Source organism: Musicola paradisiaca NCPPB 2511 (assembly GCF_000400505.1).
GTDB lineage: Bacteria > Pseudomonadota > Gammaproteobacteria > Enterobacterales > Enterobacteriaceae > Musicola > Musicola paradisiaca.
This window is the reverse complement of sequence record NZ_CM001857.1, coordinates 1,977,548-1,994,226: the sequence shown is the minus strand read 5'-3', so window position 1 is coordinate 1,994,226 and position 16,679 is coordinate 1,977,548. Positions and strand designations below refer to the sequence as shown.

At 52.2% G+C, this 16,679-nt stretch carries 14 protein-coding genes and 2 tRNA genes; 9 read left to right on the top strand and 7 right to left on the bottom strand.

From position 1 onward, the window contains the following. Nucleotides 1-295 precede the first annotated feature (295 nt). Nucleotides 296-763 (top strand): outer membrane lipoprotein, encoded by a 468-nt coding sequence (locus DPA2511_RS08720; RefSeq protein WP_012765304.1) that lies wholly within the window; start codon nt 296-298, stop codon nt 761-763. A gap of 145 nt (nt 764-908) precedes the next feature. Here DPA2511_RS08720 and slyA read toward each other — a convergent pair whose 3' ends face one another. Continuing rightward, nucleotides 909-1,346 carry a transcriptional regulator SlyA gene (gene slyA / locus DPA2511_RS08715; RefSeq protein ID WP_012765303.1) on the bottom strand — a complete coding sequence of 146 codons (438 nt, stop codon included), beginning with the start codon at nt 1,344-1,346 and terminating at the stop codon, nt 909-911. A gap of 176 nt (nt 1,347-1,522) precedes the next feature. After that, nucleotides 1,523-1,762 carry a DUF1289 domain-containing protein gene (locus tag DPA2511_RS22765; RefSeq protein ID WP_071597668.1) on the bottom strand — a complete coding sequence of 80 codons (240 nt, stop codon included), beginning with the start codon at nt 1,760-1,762 and terminating at the stop codon, nt 1,523-1,525. Nucleotides 1,763-1,977: 215 nt separating this feature from the next. On the opposite strand from DPA2511_RS22765, the gene gloA reads away from it, so the two are divergent. Together gloA and rnt are read left to right on the top strand one after the other, a co-directional pair. Then, complete coding sequence (gene gloA / locus DPA2511_RS08705; RefSeq protein ID WP_012765302.1) at nt 1,978-2,385, top strand: lactoylglutathione lyase; 408 nt, start codon at nt 1,978-1,980, stop codon at nt 2,383-2,385. A 151-nt stretch (nt 2,386-2,536) separates the two neighbouring features. Next, nucleotides 2,537-3,181 carry a ribonuclease T gene (gene rnt, locus DPA2511_RS08700; RefSeq protein ID WP_023638262.1) on the top strand — a complete coding sequence of 215 codons (645 nt, stop codon included), beginning with the start codon at nt 2,537-2,539 and terminating at the stop codon, nt 3,179-3,181. Between the two features lie 50 nt (nt 3,182-3,231). Here the strand turns inward: rnt and DPA2511_RS08695 are convergent, their stop codons facing one another. After that, entirely contained in the window at nt 3,232-3,576 is a 345-nt protein-coding gene (locus DPA2511_RS08695; RefSeq protein WP_012765300.1) for a Grx4 family monothiol glutaredoxin, read from the bottom strand. A gap of 320 nt (nt 3,577-3,896) precedes the next feature. On the opposite strand from DPA2511_RS08695, the gene DPA2511_RS08685 reads away from it, so the two are divergent. After that, entirely contained in the window at nt 3,897-4,967 is a 1,071-nt protein-coding gene (locus DPA2511_RS08685) for a C40 family peptidase (protein WP_012765298.1), read from the top strand. Between the two features lie 147 nt (nt 4,968-5,114). Here the strand turns inward: DPA2511_RS08685 and cydH are convergent, their stop codons facing one another. After that, complete coding sequence (cydH, locus tag DPA2511_RS23415) at nt 5,115-5,204, bottom strand: cytochrome bd-I oxidase subunit CydH (RefSeq protein WP_023638260.1); 90 nt, start codon at nt 5,202-5,204, stop codon at nt 5,115-5,117. A 372-nt stretch (nt 5,205-5,576) separates the two neighbouring features. Here cydH and purR point away from each other — a divergent pair, with 372 nt between their 5' ends. Then, a complete protein-coding gene (gene purR, locus DPA2511_RS08675; RefSeq protein ID WP_012765297.1) occupies nt 5,577-6,602 on the top strand; it encodes an HTH-type transcriptional repressor PurR in 1,026 nt (341 codons plus the stop codon). Nucleotides 6,603-6,934: 332 nt separating this feature from the next. Then, entirely contained in the window at nt 6,935-8,086 is a 1,152-nt protein-coding gene (gene cfa, locus DPA2511_RS08670) for a cyclopropane fatty acyl phospholipid synthase (protein ID WP_012765296.1), read from the top strand. Between the two features lie 147 nt (nt 8,087-8,233). Here the strand turns inward: cfa and DPA2511_RS08665 are convergent, their stop codons facing one another. Continuing rightward, complete coding sequence (locus DPA2511_RS08665) at nt 8,234-8,884, bottom strand: riboflavin synthase (RefSeq protein ID WP_012765295.1); 651 nt, start codon at nt 8,882-8,884, stop codon at nt 8,234-8,236. 421 nt (nt 8,885-9,305) lie between these two features. Here DPA2511_RS08665 and DPA2511_RS08660 point away from each other — a divergent pair, with 421 nt between their 5' ends. The 3 genes from DPA2511_RS08660 to DPA2511_RS08650 all read left to right on the top strand — a co-directional run bounded on the left by DPA2511_RS08660 (nt 9,306) and on the right by DPA2511_RS08650 (nt 11,326). Then, nucleotides 9,306-10,679, top strand: coding sequence for an MATE family efflux transporter (locus DPA2511_RS08660; RefSeq protein ID WP_012765294.1), 1,374 nt, complete (start codon nt 9,306-9,308; stop codon nt 10,677-10,679). 149 nt (nt 10,680-10,828) lie between these two features. Continuing rightward, a tRNA-Val gene (locus DPA2511_RS08655) sits at nt 10,829-10,905 on the top strand. Between the two features lie 344 nt (nt 10,906-11,249). Then, nucleotides 11,250-11,326, top strand: a tRNA-Val gene (locus tag DPA2511_RS08650). Between the two features lie 373 nt (nt 11,327-11,699). Here DPA2511_RS08650 and DPA2511_RS21375 read toward each other — a convergent pair. Further along, entirely contained in the window at nt 11,700-12,503 is an 804-nt protein-coding gene (locus DPA2511_RS21375) for a thioesterase II family protein (RefSeq protein ID WP_012765293.1), read from the bottom strand. Continuing rightward, nucleotides 12,496-16,677, bottom strand: a complete 4,182-nt coding sequence (locus DPA2511_RS21370; protein ID WP_012765292.1) for a non-ribosomal peptide synthetase — start codon at nt 16,675-16,677, stop codon at nt 12,496-12,498. Before DPA2511_RS21370 ends, DPA2511_RS21375 begins: the two co-directional genes overlap by 8 nt. Nucleotides 16,678-16,679 lie beyond the last annotated feature (2 nt).

The following is a 16,679-nucleotide window of genomic DNA, read 5'->3' as shown; positions in this document are numbered from 1 at the left end:
GATTAAGAGTAATAAAAATAGCACGTTATCTTCATTTTTAGTGCTTTTTTGCATTTTCTGTTATGCTAATGACAAATTAGTCAAAAAGTCACCATTTGACACAATTTTTCAGAAAAATGCGCCTTCACAGACAGCGCTTAAATACGTTTATTATCAATATAGGCGCACAGATCTATTCTGGCTGTCATCAAACAGTGGAATGGGGCTTTTAGCCACACCATGATTTGATTGTAAACCATACGTCGGCTCAAGGCGCCGCCGCACCGACACAGCGATAAAACAGGAGTCCTTATCTATGATGAAACGTTTTCTTGTGATGACATTGGCAGGTATCACACTGGCTGGTTGCGCCAATACCAGCACCCTTTCAGGAGACGTTTACAGCGCATCTGAAGCCAAACAGGTTCAGACCGTCACTTACGGTACGGTCGTTTCTACCCGCCCGGTACAAATTCAGGCAGGTGAAGAAAACAATATGATCGGTACCCTCGGTGGGGCGGTATTGGGCGGATTGGTCGGTAATACCGTCGGCCGGGGAACAGGCCGTACCCTCGCAACCGCTGCCGGCGCGGTTGCCGGCGGCGTGGCAGGAAACAGTATTGAAGGTGCAGTCAACCGGGTTCAGGGTGTAGAACTGGAAATCCGCAAAGATGATGGGTCAACCATTATGGTTGTGCAGAAACAAGGAGATACGAAATTCCGTGTCGGTCAGCGCGTTGCGATGGCCAGTAACGGACGCTCAATTACCGTCTCCCCTCGTTGATACCAAATCGTTAATCACCACCCATACAGGGTGGTGATTAACTGAATGATTAAATGCCAACAGATATTTTTTAATACCATTAATTAACATTAACGTTGCTGGAATTTAAATTTCATTCGCCAGAATATTTACTCTTTCTATTAATTCAGGCCTGGTGCTCGTGCAATGCCAATATGTTTCTTTCCAGTCTGGATATTATAGTGGATAATTCATTTACCTCTTCCGGCGTAATGCCATCTAATATTTCGCAGCGAGTCTGATCAATAACATCATTCACCGCCTGTATGATAGGGTCAGCCATATCGGTCAGCATAATACGTTTGGCACGTCGATCATGCGCGCAAATATGGCGGGTAATCAGCCCTTTATCTTCCAGTTGATCCAGCGTCCTGACCAGCGAAGGCTGTTCAATACCTATCGCTTTCGCCAACTGAATTTGGGACTGCCCCGGGGGCAGTTGGTGTATATTATGCAAAGTAACCCAATGAGTTTGCGTGAGCTCCAAGGGTTTCAAGCGGTGGTCAATCAAAGCGCGCCATACACGAACCAACCGGGCTAAATCAGATCCTAACGGCAATTCCATCACCTCTCCTTATAATTAGCATGCTAAGTTACATCCCTGGATTGCAATCAATTCTGATTTAAAAAAAATGAACCGACAGAAAAGCGTCTTATTGTTATAGAAACTATTCTAGCAAATAATAATTAATTAAAAATGATCTTGAACTTAATTTATATCATTAAATATCACAATACATCTTAAAACAAGGTTGGATGATCGTCCCCGGAAGATACTGAAATTTTCTCTCCACGTTGAGCACGTTTCATCCTTTGTCGACATAAACGCAGCACATCCTGTTTTTCAGGATCAGTCAATTTTCCCCAATTAAATCTCTCTTCACGGCTTCGAAAACAACCACGGCAATACCCTCGGTTATCCGCCTGGCAGATTCCTCGACACGGATTAGGCACAGGGAAAAGTTCAAGCTGCTCGGCCACAGGACCTCCTCATCTGACCTTGTTATTGAAGCGTTGTTCCGGACAACTGGCAAGTGCTGTGTGCCTCCGTCGCCTAAAATCAGCACACAGACAATATTAACGCCCATCGTTTCGGCACTGCGCCGGTTTGAACTCGCTCCATCAACGACGTTATACTGCTGGCCTGACATGCTAACCGTCTTACGGTTAACCTACTGATGACAATAGGGGTCATTATGCGTTTACTTCATACTATGCTGCGCGTCGGCGATTTATCGCGTTCTATTGATTTCTACACCAACGTATTAGGTATGCGTCTACTGCGCACCAGCGAGAATCCAGAATACAAATACTCCCTGGCGTTTGTCGGTTATACCGAAGAAAGCGAAGGCGCTGTTATCGAATTAACCTACAACTGGGGCGTAAACAGTTACGATTTGGGCACCGCTTTCGGGCACATTGCTTTGGGCGTTGATAACGTCGCCGCGACATGTGAAGCCATTCGGCTGGCTGGCGGAAAAGTCACCCGTGAAGCCGGCCCGGTTAAAGGTGGAACGACGATTATCGCCTTCGTGGAAGATCCCGACGGTTACAAGATCGAGCTGATTGAACGCTCACAAGCCGGACAGGGTCTGGGCAACTGATCCCTCTATTAATGTCAGGTTTCTGCGTTAAACAGATGCCTGATATTTCTTTGTTGCTGCATTGCATGCCTTGCTGAACTCACCGCTGTGTACGCGGTATTTTCTAAAGAAAGAGACAAATGGCTGAAAAAGAAAAAACAATCCGAATGCGTTGAACGCGCGTTTCCGCGGTTTCTATCCTGTCGTCATTGATGTGGAAACCGCCGGATTCAATGCACAAACCGACGCCTTGCTGGAAATTGCCGCCGTGACCCTGAAAATGGACGACAACGGTTGGTTGCAGCCGGATGAAACACTCCATTTTCATATAGAGCCATTTGAAGGCGCCATCCTGAATCCCGATGCATTGGCATTTAACGGTATTGACCCGACCAACCCTTTGCGCGGCGCAGTCAGCGAATATGAAGCACTGCATGAAATTTTCAAAATGGTGCGTAAAGGTATCAAAGATAAGGGCTGTAATCGCGGGATCGTCGTAGCGCACAATGCGGCGTTCGATCACAGCTTTCTGATGGCAGCGGCGGAGCGTTGCGGATTAAAACGTAATCCCTTTCACCCTTTCGTTACATTTGATACCACATCGCTCAGTGGTCTGGTGCTTGGGCAGACCGTGTTGGCCAAAGCCTGCATCACCGCAGACATTCTATTCGACTCCAGCCAGGCACACTCAGCCCTTTATGACACCCAGCGGACAGCAGAGCTGTTTTGCGAACTGGTTAATCGGTGGAAAAGATTGGGAGGATGGCCACTTGCCGTTGAAGACAGCGACAACGATAGCGCCGTCAATGCGAACTGATCCACGGTGAGTGGAGGAACCAGGCAGCCTGATGCTGCCTGGCTAGGTACTTATTGATCATCCTGTTGGGATTGGTGCTTGGCCGCAGTTTCCTTGATCAATTTTTGCAATTCGCCGCGCTGATACATTTCAACGACGATATCACAACCGCCAATCAACTCGCCGTCGACCCATAACTGGGGGAATGTCGGCCAGTTGGCGTATTTGGGCAATTCGGCGCGGATATCCGGGTTTTGCAGAATATCAACGTAGGCGAAACGCTCCCCACATGCCGACAACGCCTGCACTGCCTGTGCGGAAAAACCACAGCTCGGCAATTTCGGTGAACCTTTCATGTAGAGCAGAATCGGATTTTCAGCGATCTGACGCTGAATTTTTTCGAGAGTTGTCGTCATTTATTGCTTCCTCAAGCGCGAGATGACCGGACGTCCGGTCATATGACTAGCGGCGGGTATTACAACACCGCCGCTGACGTTCCGTATTTTAACGATAGCGACAACGACAAAAAAACGCTATCTTTTGTAGGGTTATCGATGGGCATTCTTGAACTGGCGGAATTATCGACGGGCAGGGCAACAATTGCACAGTAAAAAGCTGCCATTAATGATTTCTCACTATTTTGTAATGAAGAAACACCGAATCCGACTTTTTTATCGAACCAGTTTCAGGAATACTCTGCGGATTGAACGATTGAGGACAACATTCGGTCAGAATAATGATGCGTTTACTTATTACGCTTTTTTTATTGGTTTTCAGTAACCTTTTTTCTTTGGCTCAGGCAGCGACACATTCAGCGGCATCACCGCGCAAAGCCAGCGTGGATAACGTCAATGCTGATGAAGCAGCCAAAAAACATAAGCTGGTCAAAAGCGCCAGAAAAGGCGTTGCTTCCGCACCAGAGAAAAAAGAGGATGTGAAAAAAAACACACTGACGCCGGCTGTAGCTCGCCACGGTAAATCCGCATCCAAAAACATCGACAGTAAAACAACCACAAAAGACCAAACTGCGGCCCCCTCTCACAACAAGAAAACCACACATACCGACAGCGCATCGACAAAGAAAGTGATGTCGCCTCAGGCAAACCGCATCGCCAACAGTAGAAACGCACCAGCGAAAGAGTCACATCAGGCCAATAAAACCGTCATCAAACAAGAACCGGTCGCTCATGGCGGGAATAAAAACAACATACATGAAACCGCCCAGAAAAATCGTCATGCCGCTGCCATCAAGAAACCAGAGGCGGCCCAGGCGGCTAATAAGCACAAAAAAGGCCTGGCGGAAAGCGACGGTGAAAACATCAGCGCCGTACACGGCAAAACGACGAAGGGCAAGCAGGATAAAACAACGCTGGCCTTAAATGCCGTACATAAAAAGCGCTATCAACACGCGAAAACTGCGGCAATGAGCAAACTGATGAGCCAGATTGGTAAACATTACCAATGGGGTGGTTCTTCGCCGTCTGCCGGTTTTGATTGCAGCGGGTTGGTCTATTACGCCTACAAAGATCTGGTGAAAATCCCGATTCCGCGTACCGCCAACGAAATGTTTCATCTACGCGACGCCGCCCCCATCAAGAAGGCCGAACTGGAAAGCGGCGACCTGGTGTTTTTCCGTATCACTAACCGGGGAGCAGCGGATCACGTAGGGGTTTATCTGGGCAATGGCCGTTTTATTCAGTCGCCTCGCTCCGGTGCTGATATTAAAATCAGCAAGTTAAGCGAAGATTACTGGCAAGAGCATTATGTTGGCGCTCGCCGTGTCGTGACCCCAAAAACCATCCGTTAAGTCGCCTTCTGCAACCGTAAGACCATAAGCTCCTTTACTCGGGAGGTTTTTTAGAGAGACAAAAAAACCTCCCGCCGTAAAGCGAGAGGTTCTCAGAAAACACAAGCTCTGACTGCGGATACCGCTTATCAGACGCTTTTCACCGTATCAGTTAAGAACCGCAGTCAACCCCATAATAACGATGACGGTCAGTGAGACGAACGTCGTAAATAGCGACATTTTCAGATTGGTATCCATAGCACTCTCCTTTAATTCACTTTCGGGTCATCTTGATAATTAAGCTACCGAACATGCATCGGGAACAGTATAGTTCATGCGCTCTATAGCACGATGGCAGCATTATTACCGGATTACACAGAAAAAACCTGCTTATCTGTCACAGAGATAATATGAATTACCTCTTCCACTTTCCGCCCAGATCAGACAAAATCCGCAGTTTACCGAACACACTGCGTTTGCGTTGGTGAAGCGTCAGCCCTGCCCTTCAGGTATCTCTCGGCACTCTCCTTCTGAAATCCGACTTTTGTCCAGGCAAAAGCAGGATCCACGCAGGCAAACGATTAACAATATACTTACTGCTGTAACAAGTAGGTTCAGGAGTCATTCTGCATGGCAACGATCAAAGATGTGGCAAAACGTGCTGGCGTTTCGACCACAACCGTGTCTCACGTGATCAATAAAACACGTTTCGTCGCCGAAGAGACCAAAGCCGCAGTACGTGCGGCCATTAAAGAACTACATTATTCCCCCAGCGCCGTCGCACGCAGTTTGAAAGTCAACCATACAAAATCAATCGGGCTGTTGGCGACCTCCAGTGAAGCGCCGTACTTCGCCGAGATCATTGAAGCGGTGGAAAACAGCTGTTATGCCAAAGGCTATACGCTGGTGTTATGCAACTCCCACAATGAGTTGGATAAACAACGCGCGTACCTTTCCATGTTGGCGCAAAAACGTGTCGACGGGCTGCTGGTCATGTGTGCGGAATATCCACCAGCATTACTGACGATGTTGGCAGATTATCGTCATATCCCCATGGTAGTGATGGACTGGGGTGAAGCACACAGTGATTTCACCGATACCATCATCGACAACGCTTTTTCCGGCGGCTATATGGCCGGGCGGTATCTGATCGAACGAGGTCATCGCGATATCGGCGTCATTCCCGGGCCACAAGAACGAAATACAGGCAGCGGCCGTTATCTGGGTTTTCTCAAAGCACTGAAAGAGGCGGACATTCCCATCCGGGAAGAGTGGATAGTTCAGGGTGACTTCGAGCCGGAGTCCGGCTACCGGGCTATGCATCAGATTCTGGCGCAGAAACAACGCCCGACCGCCGTTTTCTGCGGCGGCGATATCATGGCAATGGGCGCCATCTGCGCCGCCGATGAGATTGGATTGCGCGTACCGCAGGATATTTCGGTGATCGGGTATGATAACGTCCGGCACTCCCGCTATTTCACGCCAGCGTTGACCACGATCCATCAACCTAAACAACGTTTGGGGCAGGCGGCATTCTCGATGCTGCTCGATCGCATCACCAGCAAACGAGAAGAATCGCAGATGATCGAAGTCCATCCAACGCTGATCGAGCGGCGCTCAGTTTCTGACGGCCCATTCCGGGATTACCGCCGTTAGTCAGATGACTTTCTTATTCAACGCCGATTTCTAAACCTTCAACACTGCTTCGCCCCAAGCGGGACTTGTCCACAGGACGAAGCAGTCATACACTTGTCATTGTCTTTCGCAACACTCGTAATCAAGAAAGATCGATCTTTTTCTATCCTGTCTATTGGTCGTCGCACTGTTCATCACGACCAGGGATAGATGCCCTTCGCACCGGCTTTTCTCTTATTTTCCTCTGAGAACATCAGAGGTAGACGATGGATTTTTTCCACCGATACCGTTACGGGTAAAATTGTCTACGTTGTTCCTTGTTCGACATCATTCTGACAAGGTAGGGAGAAGTTATGAGTTCATCTTATGTGGAGGAACTGGGTACTCCTGAATCATCCTGGTTCCAGATTATCAACGAAATGCTGTCGGTTGCCGGTATCACCGTCAACGGCTCTTGCCCGTTTGATATTCAGGTCAAAAATCCTGACTTATACAAGCGCATTCTGCGCGAAGGTTCGTTGGGATTGGGTGAAAGTTACATGGACGGCTGGTGGGAATGTGAGCGACTGGATATGTTTTTCCACCGCGTATTGCGGGCGGGGCTGGAGAACCGTCTGCCTGTCCGCTGGCGGGATACTCTCCGGATACTCACGGCGCGGCTGACCAACCTGCAATCCCGACGTCGCGCCTGGATCGTCGGCAAGGAGCATTATGACCTTGGCAATGATCTGTTCACCCAGATGTTAGATCCGTACATGCAATACTCCTGCGGCTACTGGAAACAAGCCGAAACGCTGGAGCAGGCTCAGCAAGACAAATTGCGCATGATCTGCGAAAAGCTACAACTACGCCAGGGAATGACACTGCTGGATATCGGTTGCGGCTGGGGCGGCCTCGCTGAATTCGCCGCACGCTATTACGGTGTTGCCGTGACTGGCGTAACCATCTCCCGCGAGCAACAAAAACTGGCGCAGCAACGCTGTCAGGATCTGGACGTCGATATTCAACTGCTGGATTATCGTGACCTCAATCACCAGTTTGATCGCATCGTTTCCGTCGGCATGTTCGAGCACGTAGGGCCGAAGAATTACGACACCTACTTCCACGTAGTCAGCCGCAATCTCAAGCCTAATGGATTGTTTTTGTTACATACCATCGGCGCCAATCAGACCGACCTGAAAGTCGACCCCTGGATTAACAAATACATATTTCCCAATGGCTGCCTGCCATCGGTGCGCCATATTGCGCAAACCAGCGAACCGTATCTGATTATGGAAGACTGGCACAGCTTCGGCGCTGATTATGATCGTACCCTGATGGCCTGGAATGAACGTTTCCAACAACATTGGTCAAAACTGTCTGGGCACTACCCCGCACGCTTTCACCGTATGTTCAGCTATTACCTGAATGCCTGTGCCGGTGCGTTTCGTGCACGCAATATTCAGCTCTGGCAAGTGCTGTTTAGCGTCTCTGGCGTGGAAGGTGGAATACGTGTGCCGCGTTAACGGCTGCTAGGAAAGGAAGAACAGACTGGCTATCCGGCACGGATAAAAAATACGGTGCGGCTATCTAGCTGCACCGTATTTTTTATTCAGGATGCGGAACAGGTTTCACCGTGCGGCATGACAAACGGTTCTGCCCACGGCTTTCGTTCAGGATCCTGCCTCGACGTCTGTGGTCACAGAAGTGTGTTGTGCCTGCTGGGCCAACACCCGCTCAACCGTATCGACAATCGCTTGCGTCTGCGGGTCGATTTCAATATTGATGCGATCGCCCAGACGCTTCCGCCCCAGCGTGGTGCGATTCAGCGTTTCCGGAATCAAATGTACGCAAAAGCGGTTGCGGGTGACTTCACCAATCGTCAGGCTAATGCCGTCAATACCGATAAACCCTTTATGCAACACATACTTCATGAGCGACGGATCCGACAGACGGAACCATATCTGATGATTGTTTTCTGATGTCAGGATTTTGACGACTTCCGCAGTGCATATGATATGGCCGGACATCACATGCCCCCCGACTTCATCACCGAATTTGGCTGCCCGCTCGACGTTAACGCTATCGCCTACACCCAGGTCGCCAAGATTGGTCAACCGCAACGTTTCCTTCATCAGATCGAAACTCACCTGCCCACCATCAATAGCCGTGACGGTCAAACAGACACCGTTATGGGCCACAGATGCGCCGGGCACCAACCCAGGCAACAGTTCCTCAGGCAGCGCCACCACATGGGTACGAAAATTCGCTTTTTCATCAATAGACACGACCGTCGCCGTGCCCTGCACAATACCGGTAAACATGGATCTTGCCTCTTGAATCAAGGAAAAACAGGCGTCGATGCCCGCGCAACATCACTAAATCGCACCATAGAAATGGCTCGAAAAAACGCGACAACCGTTTTTCACGACATTTCACAATAGGTTTCAGGTTCGATGCAGCGACAGGTCATGGACGAGGTTCTTTAGCCGTTAATGACTAAACTATCAGGCAGTTTGCATGATATTGGCGGGAAAACCAAACAGGATTGTCACCCGAACGAAAAAAGCGCTTTCGAGGAAGAGCCTCACCCAATTTTATCGGCAATGCTGTCTAAAAATCCTGATAATCATTGGTTTACGCGCCATAAGTCGTTACAATATTATTCCTTTTTTTATACATATAAGGATGATTGTCTTTCTCTTGAAGGAGATATCTCTCCATCCTTTTCAGGAAGGTGTCCGCGTGCAGAAGTATTTGTCAGAAGCGCGTCAGTTATTATCACTGGCGATCCCCGTCATCATCGCTCAGGTATCCCAAACCGCCATGGGGGTGGTCGATACCATTATGGCAGGCTCCTACAGCGCCACTGATATGGCCGCCGTCGCGGTGGGCACGTCGATCTGGTTGCCGGCCATCCTGTTCGGCCATGGATTACTGATGGCGCTGACGCCCGTTGTGGCGCATCTCAATGGCTCCGGCCGACGTGATCGTATCGCTCATCAAACCCGGCAAGCGTTTCTACTGGCTGCGGCAATCTCAGTGGTCACGATGTTTGCGCTGGCTCAAGGGAAACATGCGATCCATTTAATGAATAACGGCTCGCCAGAACTGGCGGAAAAAGCCATTGGCTATCTGCATGCGTTGCTGTGGGGTGTGCCAGGCTACCTGTTCTATCAAGTCTTACGCAGCCAGTGCGAAGGGTTGTCCAAAACCAAGCCGGGTATGGTGATCGGTTTTATCGGCTTGCTGATCAACATTCCTATCAACTACGTCTTCATCCACGGCAAGCTTGGTATGCCGGAACTGGGCGGCATCGGTTGTGGTGTGGCGACCGCCACGGTCTATTGGGTCATGCTGCTGTTACTGGCGGGATATCTGCAGCGGTCTTACTGGCAACGCGATATTCGTCAGCGCAAAACCACTTGGCGGCCAGACTGGTCAACACTCAAACGATTGTTCAATCTGGGGTTGCCGATAGCCCTAGCGATGCTGTTCGAAGTCACGTTGTTTGCAATTGTCGCCTTATTGGTACTGCCGCTCGGCGTGGTGGAAGTCGCCGGGCACCAAATTGCACTCAATTTCAGTTCGTTGATGTTCGTTCTTCCCTTGTCCCTTGGCGTCGCCGCAACCATTCGTATCGGTCATCGTTTGGGGCAAGGCTCGGTCGATGCGGCACGCATCGCCGCCCATACCAGTATTTTGTCAGGGGTAGCGCTGGCTATCTGCACCGCTATTTTCACCATCACGCTGCGCAAGCCTATCGCACTGCTTTATAACCAAAATCCAGACGTGGTCGCGATGGCGTCGCACTTGATGCTGTTGGCGGCGGTGTATCAGATATCCGATGCCGTTCAGGTCATCGGCAGTGGCGTACTGCGCGGTTACAAAGATACCCGAGCCATCTTCTTCATTACCTTTATCGCCTACTGGGTATTGGGGTTGCCAAGCGGTTACATCCTGGCGCTGACGGATTGGTTAGTACCACGCATGGGCCCTGCCGGATTCTGGTGCGGATTCATCATCGGGCTGACCTCCTCCGCCATCATGATGGTATCGCGCATTCGTTGGGTACAGCGCCAGCCGGCGGAACTGACGCTGACTCGCGCGGCACGCTAAATGGCAAGTGGTGAAAAAAACAACGCCTTGACTACAAGCTCGTCAATCGGACTGATAAGGGCGGCAATTTTGTGTTTTTCCTCTTGCCAGCGGACATCCGGCCCGTTAATATTCGTCCCCGCTGTCACGCTGGCAGCGGCATTATAAATGCGTTCATAGCTCAGTTGGTTAGAGCACCACCTTGACATGGTGGGGGTCGTTGGTTCGAGTCCAATTGAACGCACCAAATTCTAACGCCCGGATAATCGCTTGGTTATCCGGGTGTTTTTTTATGCCTGACGGGAAACCACATTCTGTGGGCATGTACATCCATCAATGTTGTCCCAGCCTGAATCGGCTGTGATATTGCACTTCGCAGAACAGGTCAAATGTGTTTTTAAAGATCAGGTATTGCGGGCGCCGCACCGGGTTTCGGCGAAACATTCATCACTTGATCGTTACGCCAGGACAAAGCGCTTGCCATTCTGCCCCAACCCGTCCATAATCGCGCCCATTCCGCTATATGGAATAAATAATTAATACATATCAATGGGTTAATTAGATTCAACATCCTGTTGATGACACCAAAATGCGACCGTAGCTCAGTTGGTTAGAGCACCACCTTGACATGGTGGGGGTCGGTGGTTCGAGTCCACTCGGTCGCACCATTCCGGATTTAGCTCTTCCTCCCCGCGCTCTACTCCGTGGCAGGCCCGAACGACGGCTCCCTCTTTGCACGTCGAAACAGGCGGCTTCTCACGACAGACAACCGCATCAGGGTACAGGCCCGATGGCTACGTGCGCGGTTTTTCCGGTCTCCGCCCTGCTGTGCGCATGCGTTCACATTCCTCCCGGTGCAACCTCACCGAAAATACGGCCCCTTTCCACAACCGTTACACCTGAGGGTGAGGCTACGCTGGCGTAGAATCCGTGCCGGCGACAACGTATGTCTAGCGGTCGTCGCCTGGAGATAACCGTCGCCGGTTTTTCCCGTCACCATAAACAGATGGGAATAGGTGATTCCACGGGGCTAAAAATTCGCTAACCGGGGAGCCCATAAAGTTGATGTTTAACGTGAGACATCACCAGCGCCAAAGACTCATGAATAAAAAAATGCCCCCCGTCAATGGGAATGACATCGACCGTTCCATCAATAATTTTCTGCCAGCCGTTGATATCGGCCGCCGACATGCTGTCATCCTGCAATCCGTACAGGACGGTTGCATTGCCCTTAAGACACGGCGTAGCGCAGTAGCGGTAGTTGTCCGCAATCGCGAAATCGGCACGCAGAATAGGAAGATAAAGCGCCAACATCTCTTGATCCTCCAGCAGCGCTGGCGGCGTACCGTTAAGGCTGACCAATTCGCGAATCAACGCTTCGTCATTCAACGCCGAACGCTTTGTCGTCACATGGCGATCGGCCGCCGAGCGACTGGCGGAAAGGAACAGATGAGACAACGCATAGCCGCTTGCGGACTGCAGTTTCCGCGCCAGTTCATAGGCGATCAATCCCCCGTTACTGTGCCCGAAAAACACGGTCGGAATATCCAGCAACGAGGGGATATGCGTATAAATCGCATCGACCATCTGGTCGCAATCGGCGATAAGCGTTTCGTTATAGCGCTCAGCGCGCCCCGGATACTGCACACCGATCAACTCGATATCCTCCGTGAAAAAAGCAGGCCAACGGCGAAAGACCGAAGCGCTGCCCCCGGCATAAGGAAAACAAAACAGCCGCAGTCGCGGCCGGGGGCAGAGGTTTAACCGTTTGAACCACGGATTGTCCGGGGACGCCGAGCGTGCCAAGGCATGCTTTATCGGGTAAACCGATCGGGTATCACTCATCTGCCACTCCTCCCAGCCGTGTACGCAAGGTGTCGGATAATTCGTTTACGAACGGCGGTTGCAGCATGGTCAGATGGCTGCCCTGAGCAGGCAGCAGCGTCACCCTGCCCGTCGAGACATCATCCCAGCCGCGATACCGGCCTGGTACAGCATAGATACTGTTTTCGATGGCGTAATAATCCATATCAATGTTGGCCGCCGTTAAGTGGGTGTCATACTTTGAGTGTTTAACATCGATAAGATAATCCAGATAACGGCCGGTCATTTCCTCTGTGATGCCTTCAGGCCGAATCTTACCGATCGCGATTTGCTCCAGCAGATAATCCTTACGGCCGGCCGGCGTCAACGACGCCAGCAACGCCTCATCCAGAGACAAGCCATCCGCGCTGAAATCGTTAACCAATGCCGCCCAGGCAAGACGCTCCCGTTCGCCTACCGCGGCCATAATCGGCAGCTCCGAGTCAAAAACGCCCAGGTAATCCACCTGATAACCACGACGACGCAGTTGAACCGCCATCTGCCAGGCGATGCTGCCGCCGAGCGACCATCCCAGAATACGGTAATGCCCCGTCGGCTGCTGGCGCAGCATGACGTCAACATAGTAGTTCGCCAGATTGTCGATGGTGCTGGGGCCAAAATCGCCGAATATCGCCGGGGCCTGTAGACCATAACACTGCGCGTAGTCAGCCAGTCGCCCGGCGAGGGCGGAATAGCAGGTAGCGATACCGCCTTCCGGATGGACACAGAATATCGTGCGCGGGCTTGATGAGTGATTGAGCCGCACGACGACGGAGGATTCTGGAACAGCGATCGCGCGCACATCAAGCGGCTGGCGGGCGTGGCTCTCCAGTTCATTGATGCTCTGATACCTGAAGAGATCCTCAAGCGTGAATGTGAATCCGCTGTTTTTCATCTCATTGAACAGTCTGAACATGGTCAGAGAGTTTCCGCCCAGGCTGAAAAAATTGTCATGGATGCCGACCTGCCCGACATCCAATATCTGTTCCCAAATGTGGCAAAGCCGTTTTTCCCGGTCGTTGCGTCCGGCGACGTAATGCGCAGAGGAAGCCATCACCTGCGTGATATCAGGCAGAGCATGGCGATCGACTTTACCGTTAGGCGTCAGCGGCAATGCATCGATAAAGAGATACTGATGCGGCACCATATAATCAGGCAGCCGTTGCGATACGCTTTCTCTGAACGCCTCGATCAACATCGCCTTGTCCAGGTCGGCACGCTGACGCAAGGCGGGCGTCAGCACAACACAAGCGACCAGCATGCCTTCATGACGGGCGCTGAGCCTGACCGCCGCGTCGCAGACCCACTCATGCAATAGCAAGGCGCTTTCGATTTCCCCCAGCTCTACGCGGTATCCACGGATTTTCACCTGGCTATCGCTGCGCCCGAGCACCGTAATCTCCCCGTGCGCATTCCATTTAGCGACATCGCCGGTTCGATAAATACGCGCCTGCCCTGCCGGCGCGAACGGATCGGCCGTAAAACGTTCAGCCGTCAAATCGGGCCGTTGGTAATAGCCACGGGACAGGCCATCGCCGCCGATATACAACTCGCCGGCGACACCGGCCGGCGACAGCTGTTGACGTTCATTCAGGATATACAAGACGGTATTGGCGACCGGCTGACCGATGGTGATATCGCCGCCGGCGGTATGGATTTGCCCCGCGGTTGACCAGATCGTCGTTTCCGTCGGCCCATACATATTCCAGAACGATCCCATATTGTCGCACAGCGCCCCGGCCAGCTCGCGACTGATGGCTTCACCGCCGCATAGCACTTTCAACCGCCGATGCGCCCGCCAGAAAGCGCTTTGCTGCAACAGTTTCCAGGTGGCCGGCGTGGCCTGCATAACGGTTATCTGATGTTTTAGCAGCATCTCACTCAGCGTCTGCGCGTTACGGCTATCCTGCTCGGCACAGATAACAACCTGCCCGCCGCAGCTCAACGGCAAAAACAGCTCCAACACGGAAATATCAAAGCTTATCGGCGTCACCGCCAGCAGGCGATCCTGATGGCTGAATCCCGGCGACTGCGCCATCGAGCGCAGGAAATTGACGACCGCACGGTGCGCGATCATGACGCCTTTCGGGGTGCCGGTCGAACCAGAGGTGTAGATGATGTAAGCCAGGCTGTCTAAAGAACATGGGCCCAGGTTCGGGTAGCGCTCAGCGTCAGATTCATCAACCCACAACGATTCATCCAGTATCAGCGCCTTATTCTCCGGGCCCGCCGGCAAACGTGCGGCCAGTTGCGGCGTCGTAAGCACCAGTCTGATGCCGGAATGGGACAACATATAGGCGATACGCTGCTCCGGATAACCGGGATCAAGCGGAAGGTAGGCCGCCCCGGCTTTCAGGATCGCCAGCAGGCATACCAACATGTCGGCGCTGCGCTGGCAGTACAAACCGATGACCGTATCAGGCGTGATCTGATGCTCTTGCTGTAACTGGCGCGCCAGGCGATTGGCTGATGCATTCAGGAGCCGGTAACTGACGCGCCGATGGCCGAAAACCGCCGCTACCGCCTCCGGCGAACGCTGGCACTGCGCCTCGAACATCTGATGCAGGCACTCATCAGCCGGTGCGGACGGCCCGGCCCGGCCGGCTCGCAAGAGATCGTCCGCCGCTGGCGCAGACAACAGCGGCAACGCCTCAACCCCGGCGTCCGGCGAAGTCAGCGCGCCACGGATCAACGTCTGATAGCTCTCCAGCATTCCTTCCATCACATAGCGTTCAAACAGGTTCGGGTTATACAGCCACTCGATCTGAATACCGCGCTCCGTTTCCGTTACGCTAACCTCTAGATCCATCTTGAGTAACGCGGTCTGATTCTCCAGCCGCGTCAATGTGACATCGGGAAGCACTGCCGCGACCGCGTCATTGTTCTGCAAGGTAAACAGGATTTGAAACAGCGGATTGCACTGGTAAGTCCGTTGTGGATTCAGCTGCTCCACCAACATGTCGAACGGCACTCGCTGATGTTCGTATGCCTCGACAATCGTCAACGTATTGTGCGTGAGCAGAGTCAGAAACGAGTCGTCGGGATCGATCCGCGTTCTGACGAGCAACGTATTGACGAAACAGCCGATATTGTCGAAAAACCGCTCGTCGTCACGGCCGGAAATAGGAAAACCGACGACGACGTCGCGCTCATTGCCATAGCGTGAAACCAGCAGAGCAAAGACGGTCTGCAAAAAGATAAACAGCGTGACATTGTGATGCTGGCAAAACGCCGTAATGCGGTCGCGCAGCGGCGGGTCAAGCCGTAGCGTCAGTTTCTCCCCCAACGACGCCTTCTTCTCCCTGCCGTCAAACACCGTCGGCAGGCTATGGCACAACGGCAACCGGGCCAGCTTTTCGCGCCAATAATTGATGGACTGCTGCATCGCGTGAGAGGAAAAATAGGCTTTCTGCCCGTGGGTGTAATCGGCGTACTGATGCCGCAACGGTGCGAGCGGCTGCGCTTCCCCGCCAGCCAGACCGCGATATAACTGGCAAAAATCTCTGACCAGCACCCCCATCGACCAACCGTCGGAAACAATATGCGGCAAGGTAAACAGCAGGACGGCATGCTCTGGCGCTCGTTGCAGTAAGGTGATCCGCAATGGGATGTCCCGTTGCAAATCAAACGCGCGCAACGCTTCCGCCTGGCTCCGTAGCCGAACCTGTTCATCCAACTCATGGCCGGAGTAATCGCTCAAGTCCTGATACGCTATCGCCGGATAACGGTCGTCATGAATATGCGCCCAGATCCGCCCCGCTTCGGCCTGAAAGGTGGTTCTTAATACCTCATGGCGTGCAACCAGCAGCCGGATGGCGCCTTCAAATGCCTGGCGATCCCATTTTCCCCGCACGTCGATCTGGTTCGGCATGTTGTAAGCGCCGGACTGCGGATCCATGTTATGCAGCAGAAACAGACGCTGCTGCGCATAGGACAGCGATGACCGATCCTCATCCATAACGGAAGCCCGCTCGTCGTCACTGCCGTCGCGTTGTGCCGCTAACAGAGCGAGCAGCGCTGATTTCTGCGCTTTGACACTGGCAATAAACCGCTCGTCGGTGATCGGCGCTGACGACTTCAACTTTAAACGCCCCCCCTCTACCGAAAGCCTGATGCGATGCGTATTGCAGAAACGTACTATCTCAATGATATCCATCA

Coding starts and splice junctions, on each gene's coding strand:
- DPA2511_RS08720 (WP_012765304.1), top strand. CDS start 296: ATGATGAAACGTTTTCTTGTGATGACATTGGCAGGTATCACACTGGCT.
- cfa (WP_012765296.1), top strand. CDS start 6,935: ATGAGTTCATCTTATGTGGAGGAACTGGGTACTCCTGAATCATCCTGG.
- slyA (WP_012765303.1), bottom strand. CDS start 1,346: ATGGAATTGCCGTTAGGATCTGATTTAGCCCGGTTGGTTCGTGTATGG.
- gloA (WP_012765302.1), top strand. CDS start 1,978: ATGCGTTTACTTCATACTATGCTGCGCGTCGGCGATTTATCGCGTTCT.
- cydH (WP_023638260.1), bottom strand. CDS start 5,204: ATGGATACCAATCTGAAAATGTCGCTATTTACGACGTTCGTCTCACTG.
- DPA2511_RS08695 (WP_012765300.1), bottom strand. CDS start 3,576: ATGACGACAACTCTCGAAAAAATTCAGCGTCAGATCGCTGAAAATCCG.
- DPA2511_RS08665 (WP_012765295.1), bottom strand. CDS start 8,884: ATGTTTACCGGTATTGTGCAGGGCACGGCGACGGTCGTGTCTATTGAT.
- DPA2511_RS08685 (WP_012765298.1), top strand. CDS start 3,897: ATGATGCGTTTACTTATTACGCTTTTTTTATTGGTTTTCAGTAACCTT.
- DPA2511_RS21375 (WP_012765293.1), bottom strand. CDS start 12,503: ATGAGTGATACCCGATCGGTTTACCCGATAAAGCATGCCTTGGCACGC.
- DPA2511_RS21370 (WP_012765292.1), bottom strand. CDS start 16,677: ATGGATATCATTGAGATAGTACGTTTCTGCAATACGCATCGCATCAGG.
- purR (WP_012765297.1), top strand. CDS start 5,577: ATGGCAACGATCAAAGATGTGGCAAAACGTGCTGGCGTTTCGACCACA.